General features: G+C 36.2%; 12 protein-coding genes. 7 read left to right on the forward strand and 5 right to left on the reverse strand.

Going from position 1 to position 12,371, the window contains the following annotated elements; genetic code table 11:
* Positions 1–96: 96 nt before the first annotated feature.
* A complete protein-coding gene (locus QHH19_04255) occupies positions 97–624 on the forward strand; it encodes a hypothetical protein (protein MDH7517537.1) in 528 nt (175 codons plus the stop codon).
* 23 nt (positions 625–647) lie between these two features.
* Here QHH19_04255 and QHH19_04260 read toward each other — a convergent pair whose 3' ends face one another.
* The 5 genes from QHH19_04260 to QHH19_04280 form a co-directional block, all read right to left on the reverse strand.
* Positions 648–1,022 (reverse strand): DNA polymerase ligase N-terminal domain-containing protein, encoded by a 375-nt coding sequence (locus tag QHH19_04260; GenBank protein MDH7517538.1) that lies wholly within the window; start codon positions 1,020–1,022, stop codon positions 648–650.
* A gap of 198 nt (positions 1,023–1,220) precedes the next feature.
* Positions 1,221–1,634 (reverse strand): OsmC family protein, encoded by a 414-nt coding sequence (locus QHH19_04265; protein ID MDH7517539.1) that lies wholly within the window; start codon positions 1,632–1,634, stop codon positions 1,221–1,223.
* Positions 1,635–1,734: 100 nt separating this feature from the next.
* A complete protein-coding gene (locus QHH19_04270) occupies positions 1,735–1,941 on the reverse strand; it encodes a hypothetical protein (protein ID MDH7517540.1) in 207 nt (68 codons plus the stop codon).
* 17 nt (positions 1,942–1,958) lie between these two features.
* The gene (locus QHH19_04275) at positions 1,959–2,726 is read right to left on the reverse strand and encodes a hypothetical protein (GenBank protein ID MDH7517541.1); all 768 of its coding nucleotides are present in this window, start codon (positions 2,724–2,726) and stop codon (positions 1,959–1,961) included.
* 117 nt (positions 2,727–2,843) lie between these two features.
* Complete coding sequence (locus QHH19_04280; GenBank protein MDH7517542.1) at positions 2,844–3,656, reverse strand: MarR family transcriptional regulator; 813 nt, start codon at positions 3,654–3,656, stop codon at positions 2,844–2,846.
* A gap of 306 nt (positions 3,657–3,962) precedes the next feature.
* Between QHH19_04280 and QHH19_04285 the strand changes: the two genes are divergently transcribed.
* From QHH19_04285 to QHH19_04310, 6 genes are all read left to right on the forward strand, one after another.
* Positions 3,963–5,843 carry a lectin like domain-containing protein gene (locus QHH19_04285; GenBank protein MDH7517543.1) on the forward strand — a complete coding sequence of 627 codons (1,881 nt, stop codon included), beginning with the start codon at positions 3,963–3,965 and terminating at the stop codon, positions 5,841–5,843.
* A gap of 115 nt (positions 5,844–5,958) precedes the next feature.
* On the forward strand, positions 5,959–7,305 hold the full coding sequence (locus QHH19_04290; protein MDH7517544.1) for an NADP-dependent malic enzyme: 1,347 nt from the start codon (positions 5,959–5,961) through the stop codon (positions 7,303–7,305).
* Positions 7,306–7,431: 126 nt separating this feature from the next.
* Positions 7,432–9,363 (forward strand): 4Fe-4S dicluster domain-containing protein, encoded by a 1,932-nt coding sequence (locus QHH19_04295; GenBank protein MDH7517545.1) that lies wholly within the window; start codon positions 7,432–7,434, stop codon positions 9,361–9,363.
* The gene (locus tag QHH19_04300) at positions 9,360–10,124 is read left to right on the forward strand and encodes a hypothetical protein (protein MDH7517546.1); all 765 of its coding nucleotides are present in this window, start codon (positions 9,360–9,362) and stop codon (positions 10,122–10,124) included. Before QHH19_04295 ends, QHH19_04300 begins: the two co-directional genes overlap by 4 nt.
* Positions 10,117–11,421: a Ni/Fe hydrogenase subunit alpha gene (locus tag QHH19_04305; GenBank protein ID MDH7517547.1), complete on the forward strand. Its 1,305-nt coding sequence runs from the start codon at positions 10,117–10,119 to the stop codon at positions 11,419–11,421. Before QHH19_04300 ends, QHH19_04305 begins: the two co-directional genes overlap by 8 nt.
* 20 nt (positions 11,422–11,441) lie before the next feature.
* Complete coding sequence (locus QHH19_04310; GenBank protein ID MDH7517548.1) at positions 11,442–11,909, forward strand: hydrogenase maturation protease; 468 nt, start codon at positions 11,442–11,444, stop codon at positions 11,907–11,909.
* The last annotated feature ends 462 nt before the right edge of the window (positions 11,910–12,371 follow it).

The raw sequence follows: 12,371 nt of genomic DNA on the forward strand, positions 1-12,371 counted from the left end.
CGAAAAAGTGGATGAAGATTTAATAGTGTCGCAAAGCTTGTAAATCATACAAAAAAAGTTAATGTGACATTGTCAAGTAAAAAAAAGATCGGAAAAATGAAAAAATCATCAAGATTTTTAACGTCTGATTCAAATCATATTGAGCTTGAAATCTTTTATTCACAGATCCATGGAGATGAAATTCAAATTATAAAAAATGCTTTGACAAAAACCTATAAAGACATTTTAGAGGTTTTCACTGGAGGAGAAATAGAATTAATTAGTCAAGCATATGATCAACAAAGAGATCAATACCATGCAGAAATACTTCTTAGACATCTCCTAAATAATAAGAAAAGAGAAACAGCATTATGGGTTATACCTAAGGATCTTTACACCCATGGTATGAATTTCATATTTGGATTAGCATATCATTTACAAGGAGCAGTTCTATCTACCTTCAGATTATCAAACAAGGAACTAATAGAAAAAGAAGCCATCCATGAAACAGGACATGTATTAGGATTAGATCATTGCACCAACAGCTGTGTCATGCGGTATTCAAACTCTTTATGGGAAGCAAAAACAAAACCTCTCTATTTATGCGAAAAGTGTAAACAAAAAATTAATATGTTGAAATCATAGACAATTGTTTATATTTTTCTGGTTCAACATTTAAAGAAAAGCCAGTTTTTAGCCTGCCCCCTCAATCTAATCAAACAATATCTCCCCTCTAGTTTTTTACCATATACATGGAACACAATTTTATGCCCATCCAGTTCCTCAATTTCATAGGTTCCTTTATCCCAAATTTCAACACTACCTGCACCATAACTCCCATCAGAGATAACGCCTTCAAAATCCGCATATTCGATAGAGTGATCCTCAGTCTGAATTGCCAAACGTTTTATACCTTTCTTCGAAGGAGGAGTCTTGGGTACAGCCCAGCTTTTCAAAACACCATCCATCTCCAAACGCAGATCATAATGAAGATGTGTAGCATCATGCTTCTGAATAACATAAATATATGTTTTCCTCTTCATATACTAATCATCTTAATAAATACATCTAACATCCACTTAAAAAATCTTTAACTAAAAGAACTTTAACCACAGATCTCCCTTTTAAATCTCATCATATTTTTACTCAACACAGGATGATTTCTTCATGATTCCTTGATTACATAAAAAACATGCTGGATAACAATTACATACATCCCTCCACCACACCTTATATGAACATCAATTTGCTATTTTATATGATGACGTTATCTCCACAGACTTTTTCAACATCGCAGCCACAGGGCAATACTTCTCCATAGAAAGCGCAATAGCACGCTCAACATGCACCGGGTTTATATCCTTACCATAAAAAACATACTCCAAATGTATCTTCTTAAACACCATTGGATAACTATCAGCACGCTCAGTATCAATGTTTATCTCAAAACCATCAAACACAACTTTTTTCTTCCCAAGAATAGAGACAACATCAGCCCCTGAACAACCACCCAATGCTAATAAAACCATCTCCATCGGATGCGTAGCAGCATCACTACCACAGCTCTCTTTTGACGCATCAATGGCAGTCCAATGGTTACTATCAGCCTTACCAATAAAAGCACACCCCTCAACTTGTTTTATCACAGCTTTCATAATCATCCTCCCCAAAAAATTTAAACCTTAAAACAGTTCATTGTTTATAAAAACTTAGATAAACAAATAACTCTAAAATAAAAAAAAAGAGGAGATGCTTTTAAATCATTTCCCCGATTTCTACCTCACTATCTTCATCTAAAAATATATCATCGATTTCATTAGCTAAATCTTCATCACTCACATCTTTAGAAGAACCACTATAACCCTTTTCATCAGTGGCAGCCTGATTAAAATAAATGTAGGCTAACGCTACTGAAACAAAAACAATCAAAAGAAAAAGAATTGATACAATTTTTTTATTCATCTCCATCACTTCCTCCATCATTTATTTTTACCATAACCCTTTCCTTTACCATTGTTATGCATATTCTCCACAGACACCCTCGCCTGTATCCTATTCTTAATATTCTCCTCTTTTATCTCAGAAAATATGCCATACCTCTCTTCTCTTGTCCTCTGATTTATCATCTTACAAACCTGTAATTTCACTTGATCCAATGTAACACTCCCGTTTAAATACTCATTGACAAATGAATTATTTGCCTCCCCAATTATCCCATACAACCTGTACAACTGATTTCGGTTGAACTGCCTTATCCTAATTTGTATCATCTTACTATAATTCTGTATCTCAGCGCTAACTATCTCCCTGATCCTTTCTCTTAGCTCCCTTATTTTTACATCATCCAACAACTCTCTAATTGTTTCCCTAAATTCTCTGGTATAATTTTTTGCCTCTATTTTAAGCTCAACAAACATCTGAACTGAATCATTAGAGCTCGCATTTACCGCCTTTACTTCATCAAGCAAAACCCTCATCTCAGACAGTATCACTTCTAGTTCAGATGTGTTATACCCAAGCCCCTTCAGTACTTCGACAGCCATCCCCCCTTTTAATATATTTTTAAGCAATGCTTTTTTCAGCTGCAATAATCTTATCTCAGCACCTAAAGAAGTATTCATTATTTCTGTTTCTTTCACTGTTTCATTATCTATACCATTATCTTCCCCAGCTTCATCCGCTAATACCAATGACGAAATTGAGACCATTAGTATTAGCACAACCAATACAGCCGCTATTTTTCTCATTTTTTTATCACCTTTTTTTACGCCAATTCAACTTGGCTCATTGATTTATTATTGGATGAAACAACATATATATTTTAACCGGAAAAAAGCGGAACAAAACGGAACAAAAACAAAAAACTAGGGTTTTTTAAGTCTAATCAAGTTTGACATACCTATCTGTTCCTTCTCTATCAATCCCTTGCGTTCTAACCCACGGATATTCCTTGAAACAGATGCTTTTGGTAAATTCAATTCTTTTTGTATATCAGTTTGTGTCAAAGGCATTTTTCTATCCATCAACAGCCTTATAATCTGTTTTTGTCTCTCATTCAAACCCTTTAAATTTTTATCAACTTCATCATGTTTTATTTCTTCAACCTTTGATTTATCCTTTCTATCTTTTACAAGAACAAAAACCAATGTTATAATTAAAACAATTATAACTACCACCAAAAAAACTTCTAATATACCAAATTGCCATAACCCTTCATTACCAAGTGGTTTTTCTATTTGATATTGACCTTCATTACCAGGTAGTTTTTCTATTTGATATTGAACAACTATTGAAAGAGGAACATTCTCACCGAAACCTCTAACCAATAAACTACCCTGGCTCTCTTCGATTCTTATAAAGTCTGATGATTTTATATAATTTACAGATGAACCCTTAGGTAAAATTAGAACATAAACAAAATCAGAAAAAACCTCTTCTTTTGTGATATTTAGAATCCAGTAACTCTGCTTTTTTGAGGTATAAATCTCAGTATCATTTACTAGCAAACCAGGGTAGTTAGTTATACCATCAATTGTTACAAAACCAGATGAGTCCACGTTTATTGTTATATCTGCATAATAGTTTTCCGAACAAACAGCTGATAAAGATATTACTGATATAAAAATGAATAAAACTAAAAATATGTAGATTTGTTTATATCTTGTATTAGCTCCCATCGTTACTCCTGCAGATATTTACTTGAATACAGTAAATTGTTATTAATTTATCCTCAATATTTTATGTCAACCAAAGATTGAAAAACATTACACATCTAAAGAGAGAGATGCAAAAAACAGTAAAGGAAATCAGATTACGTATTTTTTCCATACTAACATTTTTTGATCCTAGAATGTTAGCGATGTTACTTTTAATTCAATGATCTTATGAATTTCCCTTTTTTGGATGCTAAAATCTTATATATCGTAATAAGTATTAACGTATGTTAATATACTCTATTAGAATGGAAAAAAGGAGAAAAAAACATGTATAGAAATAATATATTTTTGAATACACTTATAATTTCAACAGTCGCCATAGTATTGTTTGCACCTGTTAGTGCGACTATTTATGAATTAAAAAAATCTGAAAATATAAACTCGTCTAGTCAGCAAATTAGCAACATATTTTTTGAGCCACCTAGTTCTTTTGACTTACGAAATGTTAATGGTAAAAATTATGTCACATCAGTAAAGCATCAGACAGGTGGGACCTGTTGGTGTCATGGGGTAATGGCAGCTTTAGAAGGGAATCTTTTGATTACTGGTAATTGGGAAGAAACTGGAAACACTGAAGAGCCAAATCTTGCTGAATACCATCTAGATTGGTGGAACGGTTTTAACACGTTTAACAACGACGATTTCCCTGGTAGTGGCCTTCAGGTTCATAATGGTGGAGATTATCTTATCGCATCTGCATATATTACACGTGGAGAAGGAGCAGTTTATAGTAAAGATGCTAATGACCCAACAGAGTATGATGATGAATGGTATTATACGCCACCTGCGAGATATGATAGTTCTTATCAGTTGTTTTACCCACGTGACATAGAGTGGTATATAGCAGGACCAGACCTTAGTAATATAGATACAATCAAAGAGAAGATCATGACAGAAGGCGTGATGGGAACTTGTATGTGTTATGACTCTGCTTATATTCAAAGCTTTGGAAGTTATTATGCACATTACCAACCCCCATATACCACTGACGAACCCAATCATGCCATTGCCATAGTTGGATGGGATGACAACAAAATTACTCAAGCACCACAACCAGGCGCTTGGTTATGTAAAAACAGCTGGGGATCAGAGTGGGGTCCTCAGGGCGGATACTTCTGGATATCGTACTATGATAAACACTGCTGTCAACACCCAGAGATGGGAGCAGTTTCATACCAAGATGTCGAACTTCAACCATACGATTACATATACTACTATGACTACCATGGGTGGCGAGACACACTCCCAGATATAACAGAAGCATTCAATGCTTTTGAAACCAATGATGACGAACTACTTGAAGCAATAAGCTTTTACACAGCCGAAGATGATGTAGATTACATAGCAAAGATCTACGACCGCTTTGAAAGTGGCCAATTGCTAGATGAACTCTCTACAATGTCTGGTAATATCGAATACAAAGGATATCACACAATTGTACTTAATGACCCAGTAGGTTTCGAAGCAGGAGATGACTACTATATTTATCTAAAACTGTTCTCTGGTGGCCAGCCTATTGATCGAACCTCGATAGTCCCTGTCTTACTTGGTGGACAGGACCGTGGCACTCTCGTAAAATCTAAAGCTAACCCTGGTGAGAGCTATTACCGCAGTGGATCCAACTGGGTAGACCTATATAATTATCAATTCACAGACCCGACATGGGACCATACAGCAAACTTTTGCATCAAAGGTCTAACAAATGGATGGACACCAACCTACCCTGATTTAAACTGCGAAGGAAACCTTAACTGGCCTAAAATAAAACCAGGCGCAACAGTAACAGGTAACTTCACAGTTGAAAACATAGGCGAACCCCTATCGGAGTTAGATTGGGAAATCACTGAATGGCCAAATTGGGGTACATGGACATTTACACCAATAAGTGGCAATGATCTAACACTAGAAGATGGCCCATTCACTGTACAGGTAAGAGTTGTAGCTCCATATGAAAAAAGTGAGTTCATTGGAACCGTGAAGATAGTTAATAAACATGACCCTAGCGATTTTGAAGAAATAACAGTGTATATGAAAACACCTGTTATTTATATAAATGGTCAGCAAACCATTCAACAAACATCCATAAAATTACAAGCACATGCAAAGATATTATCACAATTACAAAAACCCCTAAATATAGAAAGTTAGCATCTTCAAATTAGCTTAATACTCTAATTTTTCTTCTTTTTAAAAATAAAAAGTGAAATAGTAATATACATAAAGCAGAATATCCCATGCCATTGTTCAATAGGGGGTTTTTTCTATGGATAAGACCAATGAAAAACAATTACTAGAAAAAGCAGTTAAACCAGGTAAAGATGCGATGAGACTTCATCCATTCTATAGAGGAAAAATAGAGGTTACACCAAAATGTTGTATTCGTGATTTTAACGATTTCGCCATCTGGTACACACCAGGTGTTGCGGAACCATGTAAAGAAATAAAAAAACACCCCTTGAAGGTATATGATTATACAAATAAATGGAACACAGTAGCAGTGGTGAGCGACGGAACACGTGTTTTAGGTTTAGGAGATATAGGACCAGAAGCAGGACTTCCTGTTATGGAGGGCAAATCATTACTTTTTAAATATCTTGGTGGAGTAGATGCATACCCGATTTGTCTTGATACAAAAGACCCAGATGAGATAATACAAGCAGTGAAATGGCTTAAACCAAGTTTTGGTGGAATAAACCTAGAGGACATTGAGAAACCAAAATGCTTCTACATACTAAATAGATTGAGAAAAGAGATGGATATACCTGTTTGGCATGATGACCAACAGGGTACAGCAACAATAGTGGTTGCAGGCGCAATAAATGCTTTGAAACTCGTCGGTAAAAAGATGGATGCAGCATTGTTCTCAATGGTTGGTGCAGGTGCAGCAAACATAGCTATAGCAAGGGTGTTGATATCAGCTGGAGTGAAACAAAAAAACATTATAATGGCTGATAGCAAAGGCATATTACATTCATCGAGAAAAGACCTTGAAAAAGAAAAAAACCAAAACCCTGAGAAATGGGATATGTGCCTGAAATCAAACGGGGAAGGAAGAACAGGTCCAGTGGAAGAAGCAATAAGGGATACTGATATATGTATAGCAGCGAGTAAACCAGGACCAAGTACAATAAAAAAACAATGGATCTCTAAAATGGCGCATGACTCGATAGTTTTTGCAACAGCAAACCCTATCCCAGAGATATGGCCATGGGAGGCAAAAGAAGCTGGAGCAAGAATTGTTGCAACAGGTAGATCAGATTTCCCAAACCAGATAAACAACTCACTAGGTTTCCCAGGGATATTCAGAGGAACACTTGATGTTAGGGCAGAAACAATTACAGACGAGATGTGTATCGCTGCTGCATACGAGTTGGCGAAAACAGCTGAGGATCAGGGGTTAAGTGATGAGTATATAGTACCAACAATGGACTCTTGGGAGGTATTCCCTAGGGAGGCAGTAGCTGTTGGTTTAAAAGCGATATCACAAGGAATAGCAAGAATAAAACCATCGAGAAAAGAGTTATACGAGCATGCAATGGCGATAATTAAAAAAGCTAGGGATGAGACACAGACTCTGATGAAACAAGGATTTATAGCAAAAGCTCCTTAAATAATATCACAGATAAAAAGAAAAATGTTATATTGGTTAAATCGTTCAGGGTCTCTGGTTTTATATCCCAGTCTACACTAACATAACTTATCTAAAACATAAGTAGACAAGGGGGGAACTTTAGATATGAATCAGATAAAAACTATTTCTAAAAATGATTTAAACAACTTCATAAACAAGCTAATCCAGGACAAAAACTACGAAGTAGTCGGAGTTAAATCAAAAGACAAAAGATACGTGTTCGACCAGCTGGAAAACGCGAGTGAACTACGCCTGGACCATGATGTAACAATCATCCCACCAAAAAAGTATTTCCTACCACAATACGAGACACTGATGAAATACGATTTGGAAAAACAATTTGAAGTAAAACCAAATATGGAAATAAAACCAAGGATAATCATAGGCATACACCCATACGACGTTATAGCATTAGAACAAATGGATAAAGTATACTTGGATTCACAGACAGATGATTTCTACAAAAAAAGACGTGAAGTTACGATAATTATCGCCTCTGATATACAAAACGTATCAGAGTGTTCATTCGCAGCAAGCATGAACACAAACACAACAGACAAAGGATTTGATTTACTACTCACAAACATAGAAACCAAATATGCTATCACAATAGGTTCAGAAAAAGGAAAACGCTTGTTAGAAAAATATGCAAAAACCGAGGACGCAAAAGAAGTAGACATCAAAAAAATTGATGAGGTTCGTAAAAAAACTCTAAGAAAATATAAGAAAAAAGTGATTCTACCAAAAGAAGAATGGTCCTCTGTTCTTGTTGCTAACTATGATAGCGGCATATGGGAAGAACGTTCTGATAGATGTATCGAATGTAGCTCCTGCACAATGGTTTGCCCAACCTGCTATTGCTATGATGTAAAAGACGAAGTCTCCCTCAACCTAAAAACAGGTAACAGGATACGTACTTGGGATGGATGCTTGCTTAAAGATTTCACAAAAGTTGGAAGCGGAGAAGTTTTCAGAGAAGAAATAAAGGATAGATACAGACACAGGTTCTTTAGAAAAGGAAACTACCTGCATGAAAGATACGGTTTTGTCGCATGTGTTGGCTGTGGAAGATGCAGCATCGCATGTTTACCAGATATCGCAGACCCATCAGACGTAATAAACAGTTTATCTCATCACAAAAAATCAGATGATACCAGTAAGTTTTTCATTAAACAAGAAACCAAAATTGCTGAGACAAACATAATACATATGCCAAGAAAAGCAACAATCAAACGAATAGAAAAACTAACAGATGCAGAAAAACTATTTGAGATCGAGCTGGATGACAAAAAACCACTGGGCGGTAAACCAGGGCAGTTCGTAGAGGTATCAATTTTTGGTGTGGGCGAGGCACCATTTGGTTTGGCATCTCCACCAAGTGACTCACCATCTTTTGAAATAGCGGTTAGAAAAGTTGGTAATGTAACCTCTAAACTACATAAGATGTCTGTTGGTGATAAAATCGGTATACGAGGTCCATTTGGCAACGGCTTTGATGTTAAAGCAATGGAAGGCAAAAACCTGATGCTTACAGCTGGTGGAATAGGGATGTACCCGATGAGGTCACTAATAAACTATGTTCTTGATAAAAAAAATCGTAAGAAATTCAAACAGATAATAATACTTTATGGGGCAAAACGCCCAAAAGAAATACTTTTCACAAACGAGATAGAAGAATGGAAGAAATGTGATGACACAGTTTGTAAATTAACTGTTGATAGATGCGAGCAAGGTGAATGCTGGCAGGGTGATATAGGTCTTATAACAACATTGTTCCCGAAGATACGAGTGGATAAACTTGATTCAAAAAACACTATAGCTGTTGTGGTTGGTCCGCCTGTAATGTATAAGTTTGTTATAAAATCCTTACAAACAATGGGTATACCTGATGAAAACATATTTGTTTCATTAGAAAGACGTATGAAATGTGGTGTTGGAAAATGTGGTCACTGTCAGATAAACGGTGTTTATGTTTGCAAAGAAGGCCCAGTGTTCAATTATAAAGAAATAAAAAATTTACCGGAGGCTTTTGAATGAAGCAGAAAACACGTGTTGCAGTGTTTGATTTTGCTGACTGTGAAGGATGTGAACTGCAGATAGCTAACCTAGAGGAAGAGATACTTGATTTGATAGAAATAGTAGATATTGTATCATTCCGGGAAGTTATGAAAGAGCACTCTGACAACTATGATATAGCTATTGTCGAAGGCTCAATTATGAGACCAATGGATGAGGAAAGATTACGTAATATCCGTAGCAAAGCAAAAATACTTGTTGCACTTGGAGCCTGTGCTACAATTGGTGGTGTCAACAAAATAAGGAACCAATGGATGCATGATGAAGTTATAAAAACGGTCTATGGTGATGCTCCAATTCATAGAAATGAATTGTTCAATGTTTTCAAAACCAAAGCAGTTAACGAAGTGGTCCCAGTTGATTACTATATCCATGGTTGTCCTATTGACCGCGATGAATTCAAACATGTGATCACATCACTTGCACTTGGTAAAAAACCAGAGATACCTAATTATCCGGTTTGTGTGGAATGCAAAAAGAACGAGAACATCTGCCAGTTTGAGTTAGGGAATTTCTGCCTCGGCCCTATAACCCGCGCTGGTTGCAAAGCAATTTGTCCAACACATAACAGTCCATGTGAGGGGTGTCGTGGTTTGATAAAGAAAGCTGAAACTAAATGTGTTTGGGAAGTACTTGAACGGTATAATTTGTCATATGAGGACATACGTCGACGGTGTACTATGTATAATTATGGTAAGGAGGAGTGTAGTGTAGATGAGTAACAATTTTTCTATTCATGTTGAGCATCTGACTCGTGTAGAAGGCCATGGTAACATAGAGTTGAATGTTAAAAACGGGAAAATCGAAAGACTACAGTGGAGTGTCGTAGAGGCACCGAGATTCTTTGAGGCAATGCTACGTGGGCAACATTATAATGAACTAAGACCGATCACATCGAGAATATGTGGTATATGTTCAATAGGTCATTCACTTGCATCATTGAAAGCAACAGAGGATGCATTGAGTGTTAAAATATCTGAACAAACTGCACTATTACGCAGATTAGCGATTCATGGGGAAAACATGCAGAGTCATATTCTGCACATAGGTTACCTTGTTTCACCTGATCTATTTGGTGTTGATAGCATATTTCCATTGGTTGGATCAAAACACACTGATACTGTTTTGAAGATTGTTAAATTACATCGACTAGCAAATGAAATGTCTGATCTCCTCTGCGGTAGAACCATTCATCCTATCAGGTTGGTGGTTGGTGGGTTCTCAGTGATACCAACTGAGAAACAATTATTGGAACTACGCAAAAGACTGGAAGAAAGCAGAGATTTAACAAATGATTTAGCTCAGTTGATACATAGTGTGGCAGATAGACTACCTGATTTCGAGAGGGAGACGGAATACATTGGGCTAAGCGCTGATGATGAATATGCGTTGTATGATGGTGTGATTAACTCGACTGATACAGGGAAATTCAAGGATTACAAAAATTATCAGAATATCACAAATGAGTACGTTGTTCCTCATTCAACAGCAAAATATACTAAACACAACAGGAAATCTTACATGGTTGGGGCTCTAGCCAGATTCAACCTAAATTGCAACAAACTACATCCAGCAGCAAAAGAAGTCGCTAAGATGTTCAACCTTAAGCCAATAAACTGCAACCCGTTCATGAACACAATAGCACAGCTAGTAGAGTTTGTGCATAGTACTGAGGATTCAATTGATTTGATAGACAAAATCCTCGAGAAAGGACTAAAAGAAGAAAAACCAGTTAAACCAAAAGTAAAAGCAGGTCGAGGTGTTGGGCTAGTAGAAGTACCACGTGGTTTACTCATTCATGACTACACATTGAACTCAAAGGGATACTGCATTAAAGCAAACTGTATCATCCCAACAAACCAGAACCACGCAAACATACAACTAGACATGGAAAAACTTGTTCCCGAGATCATTGATAAACCACCAAAAGAAATAGAGCTAACACTTGAAATGCTAGTACGTGCGTATGACCCATGCATATCATGCTCAACACATTATCTAGATGTAAAATTCGTCTAACATAAAACAGATTTTTAATTATGAAAAAAAGCGCGGTAATCGGAATAGGAAACACGATGCGAAAAGACGATGGCATAGGCATAATTTTAATAGAAAAACTGTTAGAACAAAAAGAAAAACTACCAAAAAACATAGAATTTATAGACGGTGGCATAGGCGGGATGAACCTACTTCACCTGCTAGTAAATTTTGATTTTGCTATGATTGTTGATGCAGTTAATTTTGGTGGTCAACCAGGTGAAACAAGGGTATTTACATTGGATGAAATAAAAAGCAAAAAAATACAAGCCAAAACATCGACGCATGAATCAGATTTCCTAAAAATCATAGAATTATCCAAACAGTTAAACGAATGCCCTGAAGAAATTATTGTATTTGGTGTACAACCAAAAGATACATCACATGGGCAAAACCTTTCAGCTGAATTGGAAAAAAAACTTTCGAGTATATTAGATAACTTGAAGATAGAGATTAAGAAATATTTCTGAAATTATTGTGTTTCATATACTTTATTTGAGGTTTTTTGGAGAAAATGATGTAAAGATAAGAATAATAATTATGATATATGAGTATCATTGGCACCAAAGGATTTGTAGCATGGTTAGATGGAATAATTTACGATGAAGTTAGAAAAGCTTGTAAAAATATCTTTATTAACATTTTGTGAGCGAGAAATCCCCAGACTTTAGCATGGGGGGTGAATCGCGCTATTTTTCATCTAACAAACATTTTTACTTCTGGGCAGGCGCACCCGCCAGAGCGGAGTCATAGAACACCTGCCCAGGGCGTGAAAAAAATTTTATGGATTTAGTTAGCGGTAGCCATAGCGTTGGCCAGAATTTGTACCACCTTGAGTGGTGTCCTAAGTATAGGTACAATATGTTTAAGCAGGAGGAAAATAAAAAACTTTGCGAAGAAGTTTTGCGCGAAGTTGCAAAACGACATAAAAT

The organism is Candidatus Thermoplasmatota archaeon (assembly GCA_029907305.1).
GTDB lineage: Archaea > Thermoplasmatota > E2 > DHVEG-1 > DHVEG-1 > JARYMC01.

What these genes read in the sequence shown, in the direction of transcription:
- QHH19_04305 (MDH7517547.1), top strand. Translation starts at nt 10,117, where the DNA reads ATGAGTAACAATTTTTCTATTCATGTTGAGCATCTGACTCGTGTAGAA.
- QHH19_04290 (MDH7517544.1), top strand. Translation starts at nt 5,959, where the DNA reads ATGGATAAGACCAATGAAAAACAATTACTAGAAAAAGCAGTTAAACCA.
- QHH19_04300 (MDH7517546.1), top strand. Translation starts at nt 9,360, where the DNA reads ATGAAGCAGAAAACACGTGTTGCAGTGTTTGATTTTGCTGACTGTGAA.
- QHH19_04280 (MDH7517542.1), bottom strand. Translation starts at nt 3,656, where the DNA reads ATGGGAGCTAATACAAGATATAAACAAATCTACATATTTTTAGTTTTA.
- QHH19_04295 (MDH7517545.1), top strand. Translation starts at nt 7,432, where the DNA reads ATGAATCAGATAAAAACTATTTCTAAAAATGATTTAAACAACTTCATA.
- QHH19_04285 (MDH7517543.1), top strand. Translation starts at nt 3,963, where the DNA reads ATGTATAGAAATAATATATTTTTGAATACACTTATAATTTCAACAGTC.
- QHH19_04275 (MDH7517541.1), bottom strand. Translation starts at nt 2,726, where the DNA reads ATGAGAAAAATAGCGGCTGTATTGGTTGTGCTAATACTAATGGTCTCA.
- QHH19_04265 (MDH7517539.1), bottom strand. Translation starts at nt 1,634, where the DNA reads ATGAAAGCTGTGATAAAACAAGTTGAGGGGTGTGCTTTTATTGGTAAG.
- QHH19_04270 (MDH7517540.1), bottom strand. Translation starts at nt 1,941, where the DNA reads ATGAATAAAAAAATTGTATCAATTCTTTTTCTTTTGATTGTTTTTGTT.
- QHH19_04260 (MDH7517538.1), bottom strand. Translation starts at nt 1,022, where the DNA reads ATGAAGAGGAAAACATATATTTATGTTATTCAGAAGCATGATGCTACA.
- QHH19_04310 (MDH7517548.1), top strand. Translation starts at nt 11,442, where the DNA reads ATGAAAAAAAGCGCGGTAATCGGAATAGGAAACACGATGCGAAAAGAC.
- QHH19_04255 (MDH7517537.1), top strand. Translation starts at nt 97, where the DNA reads ATGAAAAAATCATCAAGATTTTTAACGTCTGATTCAAATCATATTGAG.